The following is a 19506-nucleotide window of genomic DNA, read 5'->3' as shown; positions in this document are numbered from 1 at the left end:
TCGCTTGCAAAAGGCGTTCAAGGCGCTGAAGCAACCGGCAGACTATAAGGTAAATGAATCACTTGGGCAAAAGTCAACCCATCCCGGGCAGGGCGTCCGCCGGTGGCCTCGAATTGCGGGCCGACAAGGTCAACATGCTCGAAATCGGCAGCGAAGACGAAGGTCAGCGCCTCGACAACTTCCTGATGCGCGTGTGCAAGGGCGTGCCCAAGAGCCACGTCTATCGCGTGATCCGCGATGGCGAGGTGCGCGTCAACCGCGGCCGCGTGACGGTCGATTATCGGCTCGTCGCGGGCGACCAGCTCCGCGTCCCGCCGATCCGTATCGCCGTGCGTGCCCCCCAAGTCGTGCCCGGCGCCGAATTCCCGGTGCTGCACGAGGACGCCGAGTTGCTCATCGTCAACAAGCCGGTGGGCGTGGCGGTGCATGGAGGCTCGGGCGTGAGCTTCGGCGTGATCGAGCAGCTGCGCGCGGCCCGGCCGCAGGCGCGTTATCTGGAGCTGGTGCATCGGCTCGACCGCGAGACGAGCGGCATCCTCATGCTGGCCAAGAAGCGTTCGGCGCTCGTCAACCTGCACGAGCAGATCAAGGCCGGCACGACCGACAAGCGCTATCTCGCGCTGGTGTCGGGCCGGGTGGTGAACCCGCGCCAGCATCTGCGCATGCCGCTGTTCAAGTTCACCGACGCGAATGGCGAGCGCCAGGTGCGCGTGACCGACGCGAGCGATCCGAACGCGATGACCGCGCACACGATCGTGTCGGTGAATGAACGCTTCGCCGCATTGCCGGTCGATCCGGCGGACGCGACGCTGGTCGAGTGCGACCTTAGGACCGGCCGCACCCATCAGATCCGGGTGCATCTGGCATCGAGCGGTCATCCGATTCTCGGCGATCCGAAGTACGGCGACTTCGCGCTCAACAAATTGCTCGCGCGCCATGGCCTCAAGCGCATGTTCCTGCACGCGGCGCGTCTCGGGATCGACCATCCGGTGACGGGCGAGCGGCTTGCGATCGAGGCACCGCTGCCCGCCGAATGCCTTAACTACCTGGAGAAGCTGCGCCATGCCTGAAGCGAGCGCCGGACGTCCGCGCCGATACGACCTGATCGTTTTCGACTGGGATGGCACCCTGATGGACTCGACGCCGACCATCGCGCAGAGCATCCAGCTCGCCTGCCGCGATCTCGGCCTGCCGGTGCCGTCGCGCGAGCGGGCCTCGCATGTGATCGGCCTCGGACTGCATGACGCGCTGCGCTACGCGGTGCCGGATCTGGACGAGGCGCGCATCCCCGAGCTGGTCGAGCGCTACCGCTTCCACTACCTTGGCCGTGACCATGAGCTGGTGCTGTTCGCGGGCGCGCACGAGATGCTGCTGCGGTTGAAGGAGCGCGGCTTCTTTCTCGGCGTGGCGACGGGCAAGTCGCGGCTCGGGCTGACGCGGGCGCTCGGCGTGGCCGGCATCGGCCAGCTGTTCGACGCGACGCGCTGCGCCGACGAGAGCTTTTCCAAGCCGCATCCCGGCATGCTGCTCGACCTGACCGACCTGCTCGGCGTCGAGCGCGGTCGCGCGCTGATGATCGGCGACACGACCCACGACCTGCAGATGGCGGCGAATGCGCGTGTCGACGGTCTGGGTGTGGCCTGGGGCGCGCATCCGAGGGCCGAACTGGAGGCCAGTCCGTCGCTCGGCGTGTTCGCGTCGGTGCCGGAACTGGCCGGCTGGCTGGAGGCGAACGCTTGAACACGCCCGACTGGATTCCAATCGCGCCCGAGGGTGAGCTGACCGAGCGCGGTGCGGGCATCCGCTTCGATATGAGCCTGCGCATGCCGCGCGGGCCGGAGGCGGTGACGGGCTTCGTCGTGCGTCATCGCGGCGTCGTGCATGGCTGGGTGAATCAGTGCCGACATGTCGCCGTCGAACTCGACTGGGTGCCCGGGCAGTTCTTCGATAGCGCCGGGGATTACTTGCTATGCTCGGTTCACGGTGCCGCCTACGCCCCGGACACGGGAATCTGCGTGAGCGGGCCCTGCGTGCGCGACCGTCTGCTGCCTGTGCCGATCGAGATCCGCGAGGGCGTGATCGGCTGGATTTCGCGCGGCAACCTTCTTCCTCCGATCACAACAACAAACCGCCATGACTGACGCGAACGAGCCGCAATCCGGTCGCAACGACCCGAAGTGGGAACGCGAGGTTCTCGAAAAGCTCGTGCTGGGCACGCTGGCCGAACAGCGCGCGGCGCGCCGCTGGCGCATCTTCTTTCGCGTGGTGACGCTGGTGGTGATCGTCTGGGCACTGTCGTCGGGACTGCGCAGCGCGCACATGGCCACGACGCTCGAATCGCCCACGACCGAGCACACGGCGCTGGTCACGATCGACGGCGAGATCGATTCGCGCGGCCGCAACTCGGCCGATCGCGTGATCGAGGCGCTCGACGATGCCTTCGACAACAAGTTCGCGAAGGGAGTGGTGCTGCTCATCAACAGCCCGGGCGGCTCGCCGGTGCAGGCGGGCATGGTGGCCGACGAGATCAAGCGGCTGCGCGGCCTGCATCCGGACAAGCCGGTGCATGTGGTGGTGCAGGAGATGTGTGCCTCGGGCGGTTACTACATCGCGGCGGCCGCCGAGAACATCTATGTGGACAAGGCAAGTCTGGTCGGTTCGATCGGCGTGATCATGGATTCCTTCGGCGCGGTCGAGTTGCTGAAGAAACTCGGCGTCGAGCGGCGCGTGTACACGGCGGGCGAGAACAAGGATTTCCTCGATCCCTTCACGCCGGTGAATGACAAGCAGCGCGAGCACATCCAATCGATCCTCGACACGGTGCACCGGCAGTTCATCGGCGTGGTGCGCGAAGGGCGCGGCCAGCGCCTGAAGGAGACGCCCGACATGTTCTCGGGCCTCGTGTGGAACGGCGAGCAGGCGGTGGAACTGGGGCTGGCCGACGGCTATGGCACGGTCAATACCGTGGCCCGTGACGTGTTCAAGGCCGAGGACGTTATCGACTACACGGTCCAGGAAAGCCCGTTCGACCGAATCACCAAGCGGCTCGGCGCCGAGATGGGCACGGTCATCGGTCAGGTGCTCGCGCGCACGACGGCAGGCAGCGGTCAGCCTGGCTGGCGCTGAAGGCGGGTGGGCCGGCACGGCCCTAACCGTGCTACTGGGCGAGAAAAAGAAAGACCGTCGGTTTCTTGTGGAAGGCGGGCTTCGCACCCTTCCATGCCTTGACAGGTCGCATCTCGACCGCCTCGTCGGGCAGCGCGAGATGGGTGGCGAGGCAGAGCAGGGTCGAGGGCACGAGCGTCGCGATCAGTGCGTCGAGCAGCGCCTGATTGCGATAGGGCGTCTCGATGAAGACCTGGGTCTGGCCCTCGGCGCGCGAGCGGGCTTCGAGTTCGCGCAGACGCTGGGCGCGCGCGGCCGGATCGGTCGACAGATAGCCGTTGAACGCGAAGCTCTGGCCGTTGAGTCCGCTGGCCATCACGCCCATCAGGATCGAGCTTGGGCCGACGAGCGGCCGCACCGGCACACCCTTGGCGTGGGCCAGCCGCACGAGCATCGCTCCCGGATCGGCCACGGCAGGCACGCCGGCTTCCGACACGAGGCCGGCGTCACGCCCAGCCAGCAGCGGCGCGAGCAGAGCCGGCAGCGCCTCGGCGCGGGTGTTGATGTTGAGTTCGGCGATCTCGATTTCCTGCACCGGCCGCTGCGTGCCGACGAGCTTGAGGAAGGCGCGCGTGGACTTGGCGTGTTCGCCGATGAAGTAGTCGAGCCGGCCGGCGGTTTCCATTACGCCGGCGGGCAGCAGGCTCGCAAGCCAGGCGGCGCGGGCTTCGCCGTCGAGCGCGGGTTCGGGCGCGCCGAGCGTGTTCGGCACCAGCCAGAGCGTGCCGGCCGTCATGCCGCGCCGCCAAAGAACGGGAAGCCGGCTTCGCGCAGCATGCCGACCACGGTGATGAGCGGCAGGCCCACGAGCGCGGTCGGGTCGTCGGAGGTCATGCACTCGATGAGCGCGATGCCAAGCCCCTCGCTCTTGGCCGAGCCGGCGCAGTCGTATGGTTGCTCGATGCGCAGATAGGCGTCGAGTTCGGCGTCAGGCAGGTCACGGAAGCGCACGGCCGTTGTGACGACGGCGTGGCGGATGCTGTCGTCGCGGGTGTCATGCAGCGCGACGGCAGTGTGGAAGAGCACGTCGCGGCCGCGCATCGAGCGCAGCTGTTCGAGGGCGCGTTCGTGGCTGCCTGGCTTGCCGATCTGACGGCCGTCCAGCGTGGCGACTTGATCGCTGCCGATAATGAGCGCGCCCGGTGTGTGGTCGCCGATGGCGCGGGCCTTGGCGATGGCGAGGCGCAGCGAGGTGGCTTCGGCGGATTCGCCGGGCAGCGGGGTTTCGTCGACCTCGGGCCGCGCGGTGTCGAAGGGCACACGCAGGCGGGCGAGCAGTTCGCGCCTGTAGGCGGAAGTTGAGGCGAGGATGAGTCGGGTTTCGGCGTTGTTCTCGGCAGGCATGGGAAAATTATGTCATGGCAGATTTGACGATTACGGACATCACCGCCTTCGGGCGTGGCAAACAGATGCTCGCGGGCAGCACGCCCGTGGGCGAACTCCCGCGCGTGGCCGCCGATGCCAGCGCCGATTCGCCGGTCGAGTGGCGCATTGAGGGCGAGATCATCGAGCGCGGCGATGCGCCCGAGTATTCGGGGCAGGTCGGTCTGCGGCTCCAGTTGACGGCCAGCCTGAGCGTGGCCTGCGCGCGCTGCCTCGAACCGCGTCGCGCCGAAGTGACGGTCGAACGCCGCTATGTGGTGTTCGAGACCGACGAGGCCGCTGATGCCGCGCCGCTCGATGACGATCGCTTCGATCCTGTGGTCGCGCGCCGCAGCCTCGACCTGCGCGAATTGCTCGAGGACGAGCTTCTGCTCGCGGTCGATCCGGCCGGCGTGCATGAGTCCTGTCCGCCCGAGGCGCTGGCGCGATTGGGGCTGGTGCCGGTCGACGAGGGCGTCGCGCGCATCGAGGAGGCGCCTTCGGCATTCGACGTGCTGCGCAATCTGCGCCCGTCGCGCGACGAAGGGTGACCCACATCCGTCGATGGGTGCTAGAATCGACGGTTATCTTTTTTGGAACTCCTGCGCGTCCGCGCAGATGGCCGAGGGGCCGGGAATCCAGGCGCAATGCCAGTGCTTGCGGCAGTCAGCTCCGATCAGTCGGACGGGCTGTCGGGGGGGCAGCGAATGCGGATGGCCCGAATGCTTCGACGCCGACTCATCCGTAGGGAGCTTTTCATGGCCGTTCAGCAAAACAAGAAGACGCCGTCGAAGCGCGGCATGCACCGTTCGCACGACTTCCTGACCAATCCTGCGCTGTCGGTCGATCCGAACAGCGGCGAAGTTCATCGCCCGCACCACATCAGCCCCAACGGCATGTACCGCGGCAAGAAGGTCCTCAAGACCAAGGAATGATGTCGGGTGCCTCCGGGCACTCCCCGATTCTTCCAACCCCCCTCCGACTGCCCTTGGCGATCACACTGGCCGTCGATTGCATGGGCGGTGATCACGGTCTCGTGGTCACGCTGCCAGCAGTCACGCAATTCCTCTCCCGCGAGCCCGAAGCTCGCTTCATCCTGGTCGGGCAGCAGGCCGCCATTGAGGCGGCGCTGCCGGCCGAGTTGCGCGGCGATCCGCGCGTGAGCATCCATCACGCGTCGGAAGTCGTGGCGATGGATGACGCGATCGAGGTGGCCCTGCGCCGCAAGCGCGATTCGTCCATGCGGGTCGCGGTCGAACTCGTCAAGAAGGGCGTCGCCGATGCGGCCGTCTCGGCCGGCAACACCGGCGCGCTGATGGCCATTTCGCGTTACGTGCTCAAGACGCTTGACGGTATCGACCGGCCGGCAATCGCGTTCTCGATGCCCAATGCTCGCGGTGGCGCCACGACGATGCTCGACCTTGGCGCCAACGTCGATTGCAGCGCCGATCACCTGCTCCAGTTCGGGATCATGGGCTCGGCTCTTGTCGCGACGCTCGAAGGCAAGGCGAAGCCGACCGTGGGCCTGCTCAACATCGGCGAGGAAGTGATCAAGGGCAACGAAGTAGTCAAGCAGGCAGCCGAGCTGCTGCGCTCGTCCAACCTCAATTTCTTCGGGAATGTCGAGGGCAACGACATCTTCACGGGCCGCACTGACGTCATCGTCTGCGACGGCTTCGTGGGCAATGTCGCGCTCAAGACGAGCGAGGGCCTCGCCCAGATGATCGGAGCCTTCATCCGCGAGGAATTCACGCGCAGCTTCGGTTCGAAGCTCGTCGCGCTGCTAGCCAGGCCCATCCTGTCGCGCTTCAAGAAGCGGGTTGATCACCGCCGCTACAACGGCGCGGCGCTGCTCGGTCTGCGCGGCGTAGTCATCAAGAGTCACGGCTCGGCCGATGCCTATGCCTTCGGTTGGGCGCTCAAGCGCGGCTTCGATGCTGCGCGCGGCAGGCTGCTCGATGGCGTGGCTTCGGAAATCGCGGCCTATCGCGCGACCCACCAAGCGGTTGGCGACGGAGCTGCGATGGCTGCTGCCGCCGACCTCGGGCCGTTTGGGCAGTCCGGCGCACCGGAAACGGGCGCGCGACCGACCGGTCCTGCCTCCTCGCAATCCGCCGCCGTCTGACGCGGCGGCGCACACGACAACGATGATGAGCTTCACTCGCATAACGGGTACCGGAAGCGCCTTGCCCGGGCGCTGCGTGACGAACGAGCAGCTCGCGGCCGACCTTGCCACGCGCGACATCGAGACCTCCGACGCCTGGATTGGCGAGCGCACCGGCATCCGCCAGCGCTATCTGGCCGGACCGGGCGAGACGACCTCGACACTCGCCGTTGCCGCCGCACGCAAGGCCCTCGAAGCCGCCGGTCGCGAACCGGGCGACATCGACCTCATCGTGCTGGCCACGTCCACGCCCGACATGATCTTCCCGAGCACTGCCTGCCTCGTGCAGGCCGAGCTTGGCATCAAGGGCGGACCGGCCTTCGACATCCAGGCCGTGTGCAGCGGCTTCGTGTACGGCCTTGCGACGGCCGACGCACTGATCCGCACCGGCATGTACCAGCGCGCACTCGTCATCGGCGCGGAAACTTTCTCGCGCATTCTCGACTGGAACGACCGCACGACCTGCGTGCTGTTCGGTGACGGCGCGGGCGCGGTGGTGCTCGAAGCCAGCGAGACGCCGGGTGTGCGCGCGACCAAGCTGCATGCCGACGGCTCGTACTCCAAGATCCTCTGTACTGCCGGCAGCGTGAACAGTGGCGTCGTCACCGGCGATCCCTTCCTGCGCATGGAAGGCCAGGCGGTGTTCAAGCTTGCTGTCACGGTGCTGGAACAGAACGCGCGCGAACTGCTCAGTGCGTCGGGTCTGACCGCCGAGCAGCTCGACTGGACGATCCCGCATCAGGCCAACATCCGCATCCTCCAGGCCACCAGCAAGCGCCTCGGTCTGCCGATGGACAAGCTGGTGGTGACGGTCGATCGTCACGGCAACACCTCGGCCGCGTCGGTGCCCCTAGCGCTCGACGAGGCAGTGCGCGACGGCCGCATCAAGCCGGGCCACAACGTGCTGCTGCAAGGCGTGGGCGGCGGCTTCACCTGGGGCGGCGCGATCGTCACGTTCTGACGCGCGACCCTCACGACCACAGGAAGACCCCATGAAACTCGCATTCGTGTTCCCCGGCCAGGGCTCGCAGAGCGTCGGCATGTTCAACGGCTTCGCGGGCAATGCCGTCGTCGAAGGCGCGATCGCCGAGGCTTCGCAGGCGATCGGCGTCGATCTCTGGAAGCTCGCGGCCGACGGCCCGGCCGAAGACCTGAACCTCACGACCAACACCCAGCCGATCATGCTGGCCGGCTCGGCCGCCTTCTTCCGCGCTTGGCGCGAAGCCGGCGGCGCGATGCCCGAGGTCGTGGCCGGCCACAGCCTCGGCGAGTATTCGGCGCTGGTCGCGGCCGGTTCACTCACGCTCGCGCAAGGCGCGGCGCTGGTGCGCTTCCGCGCCGAGGCAATGCAGTCGGCAGTGCCGGTCGGTGTGGGCGCGATGGCAGCGATCCTCGGTCTCGATGGCGTCAAGGTCGGCGAGGTCTGCGCCGCGTCGGCCGAGGGCGAGGTGGTCGAGGCCGTCAACTTCAACGACAGCGCCCAGACCGTGATCGCCGGCCACAAGGCGGCCGTCGAACGCGCCTGCGTGGCGGCCAAGGCGGCCGGTGCGAAGCGCGCGCTGCCGCTGCCGGTGTCGGCGCCGTTCCATTCCAGCCTCATGAAGCCGGCGGCCGAGCGCCTCGCCGGCCGCCTCGCCGAAGAGAACTTCGCCGTGCCGGGCGCTGCGCTCGTGAACAACATCGATGTCGCGGTCGAGACCGATCCTGCCCGCATCAAGGACGCGCTCGTGCGTCAGGCGGCCGGCCCGGTGCGCTGGGTCGAGACCGTCAGGCAGTTCGAGGCGATGGGCGTGACCCATGTCGTCGAATGCGGTCCGGGCAAGGTGCTCGCGGGCCTCGTCAAGCGCATCGCGCCGGGACTCCAAGTCTTCAATATTTTCGACGCGGCCTCGCTCGAAGCGACGCGCGCCGCGCTCAGCTGAATCAGGAAGCCAATCCATGACCACTGAAAACCGCAGGTCGCTCACGGGTCAGATCGCTCTCGTGACCGGCGCCTCGCGCGGCCTCGGCAAGGCCATCGCGCTCGAACTCGCGCGCCTCGGCGCCACCGTCGTCGGCACCGCCACGTCGGAATCGGGCGCGGCCGGCATCAGCGCCGCGCTCGCCGAGGCAGGCGCCGCCGCCGGCTCGAAAGGCATCGTGCTCGACGTGACCGACGGCGCGAAGTCACAGGCGGCCGTCGACGAGATCGTGGCCTCGCTCGGCGCGCTCAACATCCTCGTCAACAACGCTGGCATCACGCGCGACACGCTCGCAATGCGCATGAAGGACGACGACTGGGACGCGGTGATCGATACCAACCTCAAGGCCGTCTTCCGCCTCGCGCGCGCCGCGCTCAAGCCGATGATGAAGCAGCGCCAGGGCCGCGTCATCAGTATCACCTCGGTGGTGGGTGAATCCGGTAATCCGGGCCAGGCCAACTACGCCGCAGCGAAGGCGGGAGTGGCCGGCATGTCGCGCGCGCTGGCGCGCGAGGTCGGCAGCCGCGGCATCACCGTCAACTGTGTGGCGCCGGGCTTCATCGATACCGACATGACCAAGGAACTCGGCGAGAAGCAGACCGCCGCGCTCCTCGGCCAGATCCCGCTCGGCCGTCTCGGCCAGCCCGAGGACATTGCCGCCGCCGTCGCCTTCCTGGCGTCGCCGGCCGCTGCCTACATCACCGGTACGACGCTGCACGTCAACGGCGGCATGTACATGTGAGCGTGTCGTAGCCGGTGACACGCGACGCAGACTGTTAAAATCCGGCGGTTAGATTCGGTTTGCATTTCCCGGGAATTTCCCCTGCAAGCCGTCATGCAAGCACCGTTATCAGGTCTTGCCGTTCCACATCCAGGAGAGCAAATGGACGACATCGAAGCCCGCGTCAAGAAGATCGTGGCTGAACAACTCGGCGTTGCCGAAGGCGACATCAAGAACGAATCGATCTTCGTCGACGACCTCGGTGCTGATTCGCTCGACACGGTCGAACTCGTCATGGCCCTCGAAGACGCCTTCGAGACCGAAATCCCCGACGAAGAAGCCGAAAAGATCACGACCGTTCAGCAAGCGATCGACTACGTCCGCGCTGCTGGTCAAAAGCAGTAAGCGGTCTTCCCGCGCGGCAGAACCAGCCGGCGGGTTGCCTGAAGGCAGCTTGCGCGCGCTGGTCGCCGCCGGACCATCCTCCGGTCCGGTAGGCACGCGCGATTTCCGCCGCACCGTCCGGTGCCGGCGCATCCCCCCAAGTTTTCCCAAGCCCAGCATGTCTCGACGCCGTGTAGTTGTCACAGGCCTCGGCCTTATCTCCCCCGTTGGCAACACGGTTGCCGAGGCGTGGACGAATCTGGTCGCCGGCAAGTCCGGGATCGTTCCGATCACCAAGTTCGATGCCACCAACTTCTCGACCCGTTTCGCGGGCGAGGTGAAGAACTTCGAACTTGAACGCTATGTGCCCGCGAAGGAAGCGCGGCACATGGACACCTTCATCCATTACGGCATGGCGGCCGGCATTCAGGCTTTCCAGGATTCGGGGCTGACCGTGACCGAAGAGAACGCCGAGCGCATCGGCGTCATCGTGGGCTCCGGCATCGGCGGCCTGCCGATGATCGAGGACACGCACGCCGACTACACCAACCGTGGTCCGCGCCGCATCTCGCCCTTCTTCGTGCCGGGTTCGATCATCAACATGATCTCGGGCCATCTGAGCATCCGCTTCGGCCTCAAGGGCCCGAACATCGCGATCGTCACCGCCTGTACGACCGGCCTGCATTGCATCGGCGAGGCCTCGCGCATGATCGAATACGGCGATGCCGACGTGATGGTCGCCGGTGGCGCCGAATCGACCGTCTCGCCGCTCGGCATCGGCGGTTTCGCGGCGGCGCGCGCGCTGTCGCAGCGCAACGATGATCCGGCCACGGCTTCGCGCCCCTGGGACAAGGATCGCGACGGCTTCGTGCTCGGCGAGGGCAGCGGTGTGATGGTGCTCGAGGAGTACGAGCATGCGAAGGCGCGTGGCGCCCGCATCTATGCCGAGATCACCGGCTATGGCCGCAGCGGCGACGCCTATCACATGACCGCGCCCAACACGGACGGCCCGCGCCGCTCGATGGTCAATGCGCTGCGCAATGCCGGCCTGAATCCGGAAGACGTGCAACTCATCAACGCCCACGGCACCTCGACGCCGCTCGGCGACATCAACGAGACCAACGCGATCAAGCTGGCCTTCGGCGATCACGCCAAGTCGCTGGTCGTGAACTCGACCAAGTCGATGACCGGCCACCTGCTCGGTGGCGCTGGCGGCCTCGAATCGGTGTTCACCGTGCTCGCGATCCACAACCAGATTGTTCCGCCCACCATCAACATCTTCAACCAGGATCCCGAGTGCGACCTGGACTACTGCGCGAACACCGCGCGTGACCTGAAGATCGACGCAGCGCTGAAGAACAACTTCGGCTTTGGCGGCACCAACGGTTCGATCATCTTCAAGCGCGTCTGACACATGACGCGGCGGCGCTGGCCCGAACCCTTCGCGTTCGTGGCCGCGCCGCCCCGCCGGCTGCAATGGCTGGCACGGGCACTTCTCGTGGTGGCGGTTCTCGTCGCCGCGTATTCCGGTTGGGAACACTGGCGCATCGCGGGCATGGATGCCCGCCTGCTTGCCGGCGCGGGTGCGCAGGGGCTGTTGCTGCTGCTCGCGGTGCGCTCCCTGCGGGCGTCGCGGCGAGTCGCGCTACCGCTGGCCGTCGGTGGGGATTCGTTGCTGCGTCTGGCTGGCCGGCCGATGCTGCCGGTCGCTCGTCCCCTTCGCTTCGGTCCGTGGGCGTGGCTGGCGCTGCGCCCGTTGGAAGGGGGTACGGCATGTCCTCTCCTGCTCGAGTTCGACATCGAATCCGAGCCGGACAGGCGGCGTCTGCTGCGCTGGACAAACTGGGCCTTGATGATTGGTTCCGCCGGATTTGTTCAGGACGATAAGGCAATGAATAGACTGAAGTCCGATTGAATATATCGTTCTGTCCTGGACAAAACTGGTCTAGACTCCAAGTCCCGATTACTGGACACGGGTTGGACGCCATGGCCGCCAAGACCGCTCGGATCTTTGAACATTGCCTCGGACAGGCAGCAGCTGGACTGACGGCAGGTGCCGCCAGGGTGGCCGGAGTTGCGCCGGCTGTCGTGTCGGATGCGCAAGCGGATCCCGCCGCCAACACCGACGAGCATCTCTACGCCGAGGCGGTCGCGGCCCTGCCCGAGGCTGCCCAGCCTGGTGCCGACCGAGCGGCCGACCAACTGCTGGTTGAGCGCATCCAGGCCGGCGACAACCGTGCCTTCGAGTTGCTGGTGGTGAAGTACCAGCGCAAGGTGAACCGGCTCCTCAGCCGCTTCGTGCGCGACCCCGTCGAGATCGAAGACATCACCCAGGAAGCCTTCATCAAGGCCTATCGCGCGCTACCGCGATTCCGCGGCGACGCGGCCTTCTATACCTGGCTCTACCGGATCGCCGTCAACACCGCCAAGAACTTCCTCGCCTCGCAGGGGCGACGGGCGGCGACCCTGGCCGACAGCACGGTCGAGGAAGCGGAAACTTTCGAGGACGCTTCGCACCTAAGGGAAGTCGCGACGCCGGAGGCGGAGCTGATGACCAAGCAGATCGCGGAGACCGTCAACCGCGCGATGCTCGACCTGCCCGACGAACTTCGCACAGCGATCACGCTGCGCGAGATCGAAGGTCTGAGCTACGAAGAGATCGCGCAATCGATGGGCTGTCCGATCGGCACGGTACGCTCGCGCATCTTCCGCGCCCGTGATGCGATCGCCGCGCAACTGCGCCCATTGCTCGACACATCCAAGGAGAAACGCTGGTGAATCACGACGGCATCGACCGCGAGGACGACGAGAAGCTGTCGGCCTTCATCGATGCCGAACTGCCAGCGCAAGAGGTCGGGCCGCTGCTCGACCGCCTGAGCCACGACGACGCCCTGCGTGCGCGCTGGGCTGAACTGCTGCGCTGCCGCGATGCGATTACCGATGCTGCCGCCGTGGCGGGAGAGCAGCGTCGACTGGAAGCCGGTACCGAGTTGGCACGGCGCATCGCCGCCGCACATGCGCCCTCGGAACCCTCGCGCAAGCACGCCCCCGCCATGCTCGCGCTCGCGAGCCTCGGCGTCGCGGCGCTGGTCGGGCTGCTCGCGTGGATCGCGTGGACCGGCGCGACCGACCAGACGCTGCTGCTCGTGGACGCCGCGTCCCGCTGATCGACTCCACGGCCCGGCGCGCTGGCGGGCAAGGCTCTTGCCTCGACCCATCGGCTAGAATCGCCGGTTCTCCGCGCGCCCGTCGGAGTCTTCCACTACCGAGCTTCGATGCAGCACATCCGCAACTTTTCCATCATCGCCCACATCGACCACGGCAAGTCCACGCTCGCCGACCGGATCATCCAGCGCTGTGGCGGCCTGTCCGATCGCGAGATGGAAGCGCAGGTGCTCGACTCGATGGACATCGAGCGCGAGCGCGGCATCACCATCAAGGCCCAGACCGCCGCGCTCGACTACAAGGCGCGCGACGGCAAGGTCTACAACCTCAATCTCATCGACACGCCGGGGCACGTCGACTTCAGCTATGAAGTCTCCCGTTCGCTCAGCGCCTGCGAGGGCGCGCTGCTTGTCGTCGATGCCTCGCAGGGCGTCGAGGCCCAGACCGTGGCCAACTGCTACACCGCCATCGAACTCGGCGTGGAAATCATTCCTGTCCTGAACAAGATGGACCTGCCCCAAGCCGACCCCGATCAGGCGCGCACCGAGATCGAGGACGTGATCGGCATCGACGCGACCGACGCCATCCCCGCCAGCGCCAAGACCGGCATGGGTGTCGACGACATCCTCGAAGCCGTCATAGCCCGCATGCCGCCGCCCCGGGGCCAGCTTGATGCGCCGCTGCAGGCGCTCATCATCGACTCCTGGTTCGACAACTACGTCGGCGTCGTGATGCTGGTGCGCGTGGTCAACGGCTCGCTCAAGCCCAAGGACAAGATCCTGTTCATGGCCACCGGCGCGACCCATCTGTGCGAGCAGGTCGGCGTGTTCACGCCGCATTCGCGCCAGCGCGAGCGCCTGAACGCGGGCGAGGTCGGCTTCGTGATCGCGGGCATCAAGGAACTCAAGGATGCCAAGGTGGGCGACACGCTGACCGTCGCAGGCAAGGCCGCGCCAGCGCCGCTGCCGGGCTTCAAGGAAGTGAAGCCACAGGTGTTTGCGGGCCTGTTCCCGGTCGAGGCCAACCAGTACGACGCGCTGCGCGACTCGCTCGAAAAGCTCAAGCTCAACGACGCGGCGCTGCAATTCGAGCCCGAGGTGTCGCAGGCGCTGGGCTTCGGCTTCCGCTGCGGCTTCCTCGGCCTGCTGCACATGGAGATCGTGCAGGAGCGGCTGGAGCGCGAATTCGACATGGACCTGATCACGACCGCGCCGTCGGTCGTCTATCAGGTGGTCATGACCGACGGCTCGATCATCGACGTGGACAATCCGTCGAAGATGCCGCCGACCGACAAGATTGAGGAAATCCGCGAACCGATCGTGGAGGTGCATCTGTACATGCCGCAGGAGCATGTCGGCTCGGTCATCACGCTCGCGACGCAAAAGCGCGGCGTGCAATTGAACATGCAATACCACGGTCGCCAGGTCATGCTGACCTACGACATTCCGCTCGCGGAAATCGTGCTCGATTTCTTCGACCGGCTGAAAAGCGTGTCGCGCGGCTATGCCTCGATGGATTACGAATTCAAGGAATATCGCGCGGCCGAAGTGGTGAAGGTGGACATGCTCATCAATGGCGAAAAAGTCGATGCGCTTTCCATCATCGTGCACCGCGCCAATTCGCAAAGCCGGGGCCGCGAGGTTGCCGCCAAGATGCGCGAGCTGATTCCGCGCCAGATGTACGACGTGGCAATCCAGGCGGCGATCGGCAGCAATATTATCGCGCGCGAAAACATCAAGGCCTTGCGCAAGAACGTGCTTGCCAAGTGCTATGGCGGCGACATCACGCGAAAGAAGAAACTGCTCGAAAAGCAGAAGGCCGGCAAGAAGCGCATGAAGCAGGTCGGCACGGTCGAGATTCCGCAGGAAGCCTTCCTCGCCATTCTCCAGGTCGAAGACAAATAAATTCATGAATTTCGCGCTGATTCTTTTCGTCCTCTCGATCGTGAGTGGCGTGGTCTGGGCCTATGACCGCTGGCATCTGCGCGGTCGGCGTTTCGCGGCGGCCAAATCGGCGCTGGATGAATTCGACGCCCGTTCACGCAGTGCGGCGGTCAATCCCGAAGCTGTGACCAAGGAGCGTTCGGCATTGCGCGATCGGCTCATGCGCGAGCCGGCCTGGGTCGAATACACCGGCGGTTTCTTTCCGGTGATCATTTCGGTCTTCCTGCTGCGTTCCTTTGTGGTCGAGCCGTTTCGCATTCCTTCAGGTTCAATGATTCCGACGCTCGTGGTCGGCGACCTGATTCTGGTGAACAAGTTCAGCTACGGTATCCGCTTGCCGGTGCTCAACACCAAGGTGATCGACAACGGCAATCCTCAGCGTGGCGACGTGATGGTATTTCGCTATCCGAAGGATCCGAGCGTCGACTACATCAAGCGCGTGGTCGGCGTGCCCGGTGATGAGGTGGTCTATCGCGACAAGCGCCTGACTGTGAATGGCGTCGATTACCCGACGGAGCGTGTCGATGACTATTTCGACGGCGACCGCGTTTCCTATCTTCAGCAATACCAGGAGACGGTCGGCAGCCTGACGCATCGTGTTCTGGTGGATGAGCGCCGTCCGGCCGAGGTCAATCCCGAGAATTTCGAGGGGCGCGAGAATTGCAGCTATGACGTGCACGGCTTTCGCTGCAAGGTACCGGCCGGGCATTACTTCATGATGGGCGACAATCGCGACAACAGTCTCGATTCGCGCTATTGGGGTTTCGTGCCTGATGCCAATATCGTCGGCAAGGCTTTCTTTGTCTGGATGAATCTTTCCGATCTGTCACGGATCGGCAGTTTCCATTGACCATGATGAACAAGCGCAAGCAGCAGGGCATCGGCCTGATCGGCCTGATCTTTCTGGCCGCAGTGATTGGCTTCATTGCTGTTACCAGCATGAAGATAGTGCCGTCATTCTTCGAGTATCAGGCGGTCAAGCGCGCGGTTGTGCGGGCTGCCAATGGTTCGACGCCGGCCGAGGTGCGGGAGCTTTTCACCAAGCAGGCGCAGATCGACGACATCAATTCCATTGGCGCCCGCGATATCGAGATCACCAAGGATTCGGCCGGCAATGTCGTGGTGAGCTTTGCCTACGAGAAGAAGATGGAACTTGCCGGCCCGGTCAGTCTGGTGATCGATTATTCGGGCAGCAGCAAGTCCCGATGAGTATCGAGTGATGTTCGACCCAAGGCTATTTGCCAAGCCGCTCGGGCATGAATTTGCCAATCCGGCGCTGCTTGTCCAGGCGTTGACCCATCGCAGTTTTGCCGCCGAGCACAACGAGCGGCTCGAATTTCTCGGCGACGCGGTTCTGAGCTGCGCGATCGCCAAGCTGCTTTTCGGGCATTACCGGTCGATCGATGAGGGCGATCTTTCGCGCGTGCGATCGAATCTCGTGCGGCAGGAAGCGCTGGCCGAGATCGGCCAGAAGCTCGGCCTGAGTCAGTACCTTCGCCTCGGCGAGGGCGAATTGCGCAGCGGTGGCGCGACCCGGCCGTCGATCGTGGCCGATGCGCTTGAAGCGGTATTCGGCGCGGTGCTGCTCGACGCCGGTTTCGACGTCGCCTACGCGGTGATCGAGCGGCTCTACCAGCCGCTGATCGCCCAACTCGGCGAGGCGGCGATCCGCAAGGATGCGAAGACCGAGTTGCAGGAGCAACTCCAGGGGCGGCATCTGCCGTTGCCGGTCTACAAGGTGCTCGCGACGCATGGCGCGGCGCATGAGCAGCAGTTCGAGGTCGAGTGCGCGATCGCGAAGTTGCAGTTGCGCGCGGTCGGCACGGGTGCCAACCGGCGCGCCGCGGAACAGGATGCGGCACGACAGGTGCTGGAACAGCTCGCGGCGGCACTGCCCGACGGGCGGGTCAGGACACGCCGCGCGGGCGTGGCCGGCGAGCGGAGGAAGTCATGAGTGAAGCGGAACAGGCGCCGGTGTCGCGCGCGGGCTATGTGGCCATCGTCGGGCGGCCTAACGTGGGCAAGTCGACGCTGCTGAATGCGCTGGTCGGCCAGAAGGTGAGCATCACGGCCGACAAGGCGCAGACCACGCGGCATCGCATCCTCGGCATCGACACCCAGCCGGGCGTGCAGTTCGTGTTCGTCGATACGCCGGGCTATCAGACCAAGCACAGCAACGCGCTCAATCGCGTGCTGAACCGCGCGGTCACGACGGCGCTGGCCGATGTGGACGTGGTGCTGTGGGTGATCGAGGCGCTGCGCTGCGGCCCCGACGATCGCAAGCTCCTGTCGCTGCTGCCCGCGAACAAGCCGGTCATCCTCGTGATGAACAAGGTCGATCGCGTCGAGCGCAAGAACGACCTGCTGCCCTTCGTGGCCGAGGTGAGCAAGCTGCGCGACTTCGCCGCGATCGTGCCGGTGTCGGCGACCAAGCCGATCCAGCTCGACGTGCTGCGCGCCGAGACGGCGAAGCAGCTGCCCGAAGGCGAGGCGATGTTCCCGGAAGACGAGGTGACCGATCGCAGCATGCGGTTCATGGCTGCCGAGCTCATCCGCGAGAAGGTGTTCCGCCTCGTCGGCGACGAGTTGCCCTACGAGAGCACGGTCGTCATCGAGCGCTTCGACGAGACCTCGCAGCCGGGCCGCATCGAGGTGCATGCCAACCTGCTCGTGGCGAGCGAAAGCCAGCGCGCGATCATGATTGGCGCCGGTGGCGAGCGCATCAAGCGCATCGGCACCGAGGCCCGCAAGGGCATGGAAGCGATGTTCGAGTGCGGCGTGCATCTCGAACTCTGGGTGAAGGTGAAGTCGGGCTGGGCCGACAACGAGGCCGGCCTGCGCGCCTATGGCTACGACTGAGGGCGGCGACGCCCTCGCAAGCCCTGACGGCGGTGCGCCGTCCGCGCCTGCCTCGGCGGCCGAGCCGCCTGCCACCGATTCACCGGACTTGACCGCCGTCCCCATCGTGACCGTGGCCGCGACGCCTATCGCGGCCGTCCCCGCCAAGCCTTCCGCCCGACCGCGCGCGCGCCGCGCCGCTTCCTCCGCCAGCGGTCGCCCCGAGCGCGTCACCGACGCACCGGGCTACGTCCTCCACGCCACGCCCTACAAGGAAACCAGCCTCGTCCTCCAGGCCTTCACGCGCGACCACGGCCGCGTGGCGCTGGTGGCCAAGGGCGCGCGCCGGCCGCATTCGGCGCTGCGCACGGTGCTGGTGTCGATGCAGCCGCTGATGCTGTCGTGGAGCGGCCGCGGCGAGGTCAAGACGCTTACCGGCGCGACCTGGGTCGGCGGCCAGCCGGCGCTGCGCGAGGCCGCGCTGCTCTGCGGCTTCTACATGAACGAGCTGTTGCTCAAGCTGCTCGCGCGCGAGGATGCCCATCCCTTCCTGTTCGCCGGCTATCTGCTCGCGCTGAACGAACTCGCCGCTGGCCTGCCGCAGGACGCGGTGCTGCGACGCTTCGAACTGCTGCTGCTGCGCGAGATCGGCTACGGCCCGCGTATGGACCGCACCGCCGCCGACACGCCGGTCGAGCCCGAGCGCCGCTACCTGCTCATGCCCGGCGTCGGCGTGCGCGAGGCGCGTCGCGGCGACCACGCCGACCATGTCGTCGTCGACGGCAAGACCCTGCTCGACATCGAAGCCGGCGACTATTCCGACCCGCGCACGCGCCAGCAGGCGAAGATCCTCATGCGCCAGATGCTGGCCGCCGTGCTCGCCGGCCGGCCGCTCAATTCGCGCCAGATACTCACGGAGCTGCAATCCCTATGATCGAACTCGGCGTCAACATCGACCACGTCGCCACCGTGCGCAACGCGCGCGGCACCGTCTATCCCAGTCCGCTCGACGCGGCGCTGCTGGCCGAGGACGCCGGCGCCGAGGCGATCACGCTGCACCTGCGCGAGGACCGCCGTCACATCCGCGACGACGACGTGCGCGCCATCCGCGCCCGCCTGCGCACCCGCATGAACCTGGAGATGGCCGTCACCGAAGAGATGGTCGCCTTCGCGCTGGAAGTGCGCCCGCAGGACGTCTGCCTTGTGCCCGAGCGGCGCGAAGAGCTGACGACCGAAGGCGGCCTTGACGTGGCCGGTCAGTTCGAGCGCGTGAAGTCGGTGGCGGCGCGGCTGGCAGAGGCGGGCATCCGCGTCTCGCTGTTCATCGACGCCGACGAACGCCAGATCAAGGCCGCGCGCGCGGCCGGCGCGCCGGTCATCGAGCTGCACACCGGCCGCTATGCCGATGCCCACGACGCGGCCGAACGCGACCGCGAGTTCGAGCGCATTCGCGCCGGCGTGCTCACGGGCCTGAAGCTCGGCTTCGACAAGGTGAACGCCGGCCATGGCCTGAATGTCGAAAACGTCACGCCGATCGCCGCGCTCGACGGCATTGCCGAGCTGAACATCGGTCATGCCGTCGTGGCCCGGGCGCTGTTCATTGGCTGGGCGGCGGCGGTGCGCGAGATGAAGGCGCTGATGATCGCGGCGCGTCCGGGGCAGCGCGGCTTCGCCGGCAGCTGAAGCTCGAAATCCCGGGCACGGGTCGGCCGAGCGACATCGGATGAAGGCTTCGCCAGCCTCCGATGCCGTCGCGCATTTGCATCGCAATGCCGGTTGCAACCGCGTTTCGCCATATGTCCG

Annotated in this window: 24 protein-coding genes; 22 read left to right on the top strand and 2 right to left on the bottom strand. The window is 66.2% G+C overall.

Annotation, left to right across the window (positions count from 1 at the left end; translation table 11 throughout):
• Positions 1 to 53 precede the first annotated feature (53 nt).
• Genes H566_RS26775 through H566_RS0120830 form a run of 4 tightly spaced genes read left to right on the top strand, consistent with a single transcriptional unit; the run spans position 54 to position 3126 of the window.
• On the top strand, positions 54 to 1070 hold the full coding sequence (locus tag H566_RS26775; protein WP_084545346.1) for an RluA family pseudouridine synthase: 1017 nt from the start codon (positions 54 to 56) through the stop codon (positions 1068 to 1070).
• The gene (locus H566_RS0120840) at positions 1063 to 1740 is read left to right on the top strand and encodes an HAD family hydrolase (RefSeq protein WP_028312959.1); all 678 of its coding nucleotides are present in this window, start codon (positions 1063 to 1065) and stop codon (positions 1738 to 1740) included. Before H566_RS26775 ends, H566_RS0120840 begins: the two co-directional genes overlap by 8 nt.
• Positions 1737 to 2141, top strand: a complete 405-nt coding sequence (locus H566_RS0120835; RefSeq protein WP_084545345.1) for a Rieske (2Fe-2S) protein — start codon at positions 1737 to 1739, stop codon at positions 2139 to 2141. Before H566_RS0120840 ends, H566_RS0120835 begins: the two co-directional genes overlap by 4 nt.
• Complete coding sequence (locus H566_RS0120830) at positions 2134 to 3126, top strand: S49 family peptidase (RefSeq protein ID WP_028312957.1); 993 nt, start codon at positions 2134 to 2136, stop codon at positions 3124 to 3126. Before H566_RS0120835 ends, H566_RS0120830 begins: the two co-directional genes overlap by 8 nt.
• Before the next feature lie 31 nt (positions 3127 to 3157).
• On the opposite strand, the gene H566_RS0120825 is transcribed toward H566_RS0120830, so the two are convergent.
• Positions 3158 to 3901: an SAM-dependent methyltransferase gene (locus H566_RS0120825; RefSeq protein WP_028312956.1), complete on the bottom strand. Its 744-nt coding sequence runs from the start codon at positions 3899 to 3901 to the stop codon at positions 3158 to 3160.
• Positions 3898 to 4509, bottom strand: a complete 612-nt coding sequence (locus H566_RS0120820) for a Maf-like protein (RefSeq protein WP_028312955.1) — start codon at positions 4507 to 4509, stop codon at positions 3898 to 3900. The genes H566_RS0120825 and H566_RS0120820 overlap by 4 nt, the downstream gene beginning before the upstream one ends.
• Before the next feature lie 14 nt (positions 4510 to 4523).
• Here H566_RS0120820 and H566_RS26770 point away from each other — a divergent pair, with 14 nt between their 5' ends.
• From H566_RS26770 to pdxJ, 18 genes are all read left to right on the top strand, one after another.
• Positions 4524 to 5078, top strand: coding sequence for a YceD family protein (locus tag H566_RS26770; protein WP_084545344.1), 555 nt, complete (start codon positions 4524 to 4526; stop codon positions 5076 to 5078).
• 207 nt (positions 5079 to 5285) lie between these two features.
• Positions 5286 to 5462, top strand: a complete 177-nt coding sequence (rpmF, locus tag H566_RS0120810; RefSeq protein ID WP_028312954.1) for a 50S ribosomal protein L32 — start codon at positions 5286 to 5288, stop codon at positions 5460 to 5462.
• A gap of 53 nt (positions 5463 to 5515) precedes the next feature.
• Positions 5516 to 6652, top strand: coding sequence for a phosphate acyltransferase PlsX (gene plsX, locus H566_RS0120805; protein WP_028312953.1), 1137 nt, complete (start codon positions 5516 to 5518; stop codon positions 6650 to 6652).
• Positions 6653 to 6674: 22 nt separating this feature from the next.
• On the top strand, positions 6675 to 7652 hold the full coding sequence (locus tag H566_RS0120800; RefSeq protein WP_034412331.1) for a beta-ketoacyl-ACP synthase III: 978 nt from the start codon (positions 6675 to 6677) through the stop codon (positions 7650 to 7652).
• 31 nt (positions 7653 to 7683) lie between these two features.
• Positions 7684 to 8613, top strand: coding sequence for an ACP S-malonyltransferase (gene fabD, locus H566_RS0120795; RefSeq protein WP_028312951.1), 930 nt, complete (start codon positions 7684 to 7686; stop codon positions 8611 to 8613).
• Positions 8614 to 8629: 16 nt separating this feature from the next.
• Positions 8630 to 9394, top strand: a complete 765-nt coding sequence (fabG, locus tag H566_RS0120790) for a 3-oxoacyl-ACP reductase FabG (RefSeq protein ID WP_028312950.1) — start codon at positions 8630 to 8632, stop codon at positions 9392 to 9394.
• Positions 9395 to 9535: 141 nt separating this feature from the next.
• Positions 9536 to 9778 carry an acyl carrier protein gene (acpP, locus tag H566_RS0120785; protein WP_028312949.1) on the top strand — a complete coding sequence of 81 codons (243 nt, stop codon included), beginning with the start codon at positions 9536 to 9538 and terminating at the stop codon, positions 9776 to 9778.
• 157 nt (positions 9779 to 9935) lie between these two features.
• Complete coding sequence (fabF, locus tag H566_RS0120780; RefSeq protein ID WP_028312948.1) at positions 9936 to 11168, top strand: beta-ketoacyl-ACP synthase II; 1233 nt, start codon at positions 9936 to 9938, stop codon at positions 11166 to 11168.
• 3 nt (positions 11169 to 11171) lie between these two features.
• Positions 11172 to 11672 (top strand): hypothetical protein, encoded by a 501-nt coding sequence (locus H566_RS0120775; RefSeq protein WP_028312947.1) that lies wholly within the window; start codon positions 11172 to 11174, stop codon positions 11670 to 11672.
• 242 nt (positions 11673 to 11914) lie between these two features.
• Positions 11915 to 12535 (top strand): RNA polymerase sigma factor RpoE, encoded by a 621-nt coding sequence (rpoE, locus tag H566_RS0120770; protein WP_028312946.1) that lies wholly within the window; start codon positions 11915 to 11917, stop codon positions 12533 to 12535.
• Positions 12532 to 12924: an RseA family anti-sigma factor gene (locus H566_RS0120765; RefSeq protein ID WP_028312945.1), complete on the top strand. Its 393-nt coding sequence runs from the start codon at positions 12532 to 12534 to the stop codon at positions 12922 to 12924. Before rpoE ends, H566_RS0120765 begins: the two co-directional genes overlap by 4 nt.
• Positions 12925 to 13032: 108 nt before the next feature.
• On the top strand, positions 13033 to 14826 hold the full coding sequence (lepA, locus tag H566_RS0120760; protein ID WP_028312944.1) for a translation elongation factor 4: 1794 nt from the start codon (positions 13033 to 13035) through the stop codon (positions 14824 to 14826).
• A gap of 4 nt (positions 14827 to 14830) precedes the next feature.
• Positions 14831 to 15715, top strand: a complete 885-nt coding sequence (gene lepB / locus H566_RS0120755; RefSeq protein ID WP_028312943.1) for a signal peptidase I — start codon at positions 14831 to 14833, stop codon at positions 15713 to 15715.
• Positions 15716 to 15717: 2 nt separating this feature from the next.
• Complete coding sequence (locus H566_RS0120750) at positions 15718 to 16074, top strand: DUF4845 domain-containing protein (protein ID WP_028312942.1); 357 nt, start codon at positions 15718 to 15720, stop codon at positions 16072 to 16074.
• Positions 16075 to 16084: 10 nt separating this feature from the next.
• On the top strand, positions 16085 to 16819 hold the full coding sequence (rnc, locus tag H566_RS0120745; protein WP_034412329.1) for a ribonuclease III: 735 nt from the start codon (positions 16085 to 16087) through the stop codon (positions 16817 to 16819).
• On the top strand, positions 16816 to 17724 hold the full coding sequence (gene era / locus H566_RS0120740; protein WP_051379081.1) for a GTPase Era: 909 nt from the start codon (positions 16816 to 16818) through the stop codon (positions 17722 to 17724). Before rnc ends, era begins: the two co-directional genes overlap by 4 nt.
• Before the next feature lie 88 nt (positions 17725 to 17812).
• Positions 17813 to 18637: a DNA repair protein RecO gene (gene recO / locus H566_RS0120735; protein WP_051379080.1), complete on the top strand. Its 825-nt coding sequence runs from the start codon at positions 17813 to 17815 to the stop codon at positions 18635 to 18637.
• Positions 18634 to 19386, top strand: a complete 753-nt coding sequence (gene pdxJ, locus H566_RS0120730; RefSeq protein WP_034412328.1) for a pyridoxine 5'-phosphate synthase — start codon at positions 18634 to 18636, stop codon at positions 19384 to 19386. Before recO ends, pdxJ begins: the two co-directional genes overlap by 4 nt.
• Positions 19387 to 19506: the final 120 nt, after the last annotated feature.

Source organism: Derxia gummosa DSM 723 (assembly GCF_000482785.1).
Lineage (GTDB): Bacteria > Pseudomonadota > Gammaproteobacteria > Burkholderiales > Burkholderiaceae_E > Derxia > Derxia gummosa.
This window is presented reverse-complemented; position numbering and strand designations above follow the sequence as displayed.

What these genes read in the sequence shown, in the direction of transcription:
- H566_RS26775 (WP_084545346.1), top strand. Translation starts at nt 54, where the DNA reads ATGAATCACTTGGGCAAAAGTCAACCCATCCCGGGCAGGGCGTCCGCC.
- H566_RS0120840 (WP_028312959.1), top strand. Translation starts at nt 1,063, where the DNA reads ATGCCTGAAGCGAGCGCCGGACGTCCGCGCCGATACGACCTGATCGTT.
- H566_RS0120830 (WP_028312957.1), top strand. Translation starts at nt 2,134, where the DNA reads ATGACTGACGCGAACGAGCCGCAATCCGGTCGCAACGACCCGAAGTGG.
- H566_RS0120825 (WP_028312956.1), bottom strand. Translation starts at nt 3,901, where the DNA reads ATGACGGCCGGCACGCTCTGGCTGGTGCCGAACACGCTCGGCGCGCCC.
- H566_RS0120820 (WP_028312955.1), bottom strand. Translation starts at nt 4,509, where the DNA reads ATGCCTGCCGAGAACAACGCCGAAACCCGACTCATCCTCGCCTCAACT.
- H566_RS26770 (WP_084545344.1), top strand. Translation starts at nt 4,524, where the DNA reads ATGGCAGATTTGACGATTACGGACATCACCGCCTTCGGGCGTGGCAAA.
- rpmF (WP_028312954.1), top strand. Translation starts at nt 5,286, where the DNA reads ATGGCCGTTCAGCAAAACAAGAAGACGCCGTCGAAGCGCGGCATGCAC.
- H566_RS0120800 (WP_034412331.1), top strand. Translation starts at nt 6,675, where the DNA reads ATGATGAGCTTCACTCGCATAACGGGTACCGGAAGCGCCTTGCCCGGG.
- fabD (WP_028312951.1), top strand. Translation starts at nt 7,684, where the DNA reads ATGAAACTCGCATTCGTGTTCCCCGGCCAGGGCTCGCAGAGCGTCGGC.
- fabG (WP_028312950.1), top strand. Translation starts at nt 8,630, where the DNA reads ATGACCACTGAAAACCGCAGGTCGCTCACGGGTCAGATCGCTCTCGTG.
- acpP (WP_028312949.1), top strand. Translation starts at nt 9,536, where the DNA reads ATGGACGACATCGAAGCCCGCGTCAAGAAGATCGTGGCTGAACAACTC.
- fabF (WP_028312948.1), top strand. Translation starts at nt 9,936, where the DNA reads ATGTCTCGACGCCGTGTAGTTGTCACAGGCCTCGGCCTTATCTCCCCC.
- H566_RS0120775 (WP_028312947.1), top strand. Translation starts at nt 11,172, where the DNA reads ATGACGCGGCGGCGCTGGCCCGAACCCTTCGCGTTCGTGGCCGCGCCG.
- lepA (WP_028312944.1), top strand. Translation starts at nt 13,033, where the DNA reads ATGCAGCACATCCGCAACTTTTCCATCATCGCCCACATCGACCACGGC.
- lepB (WP_028312943.1), top strand. Translation starts at nt 14,831, where the DNA reads ATGAATTTCGCGCTGATTCTTTTCGTCCTCTCGATCGTGAGTGGCGTG.
- H566_RS0120750 (WP_028312942.1), top strand. Translation starts at nt 15,718, where the DNA reads ATGATGAACAAGCGCAAGCAGCAGGGCATCGGCCTGATCGGCCTGATC.
- rnc (WP_034412329.1), top strand. Translation starts at nt 16,085, where the DNA reads ATGTTCGACCCAAGGCTATTTGCCAAGCCGCTCGGGCATGAATTTGCC.
- era (WP_051379081.1), top strand. Translation starts at nt 16,816, where the DNA reads ATGAGTGAAGCGGAACAGGCGCCGGTGTCGCGCGCGGGCTATGTGGCC.
- pdxJ (WP_034412328.1), top strand. Translation starts at nt 18,634, where the DNA reads ATGATCGAACTCGGCGTCAACATCGACCACGTCGCCACCGTGCGCAAC.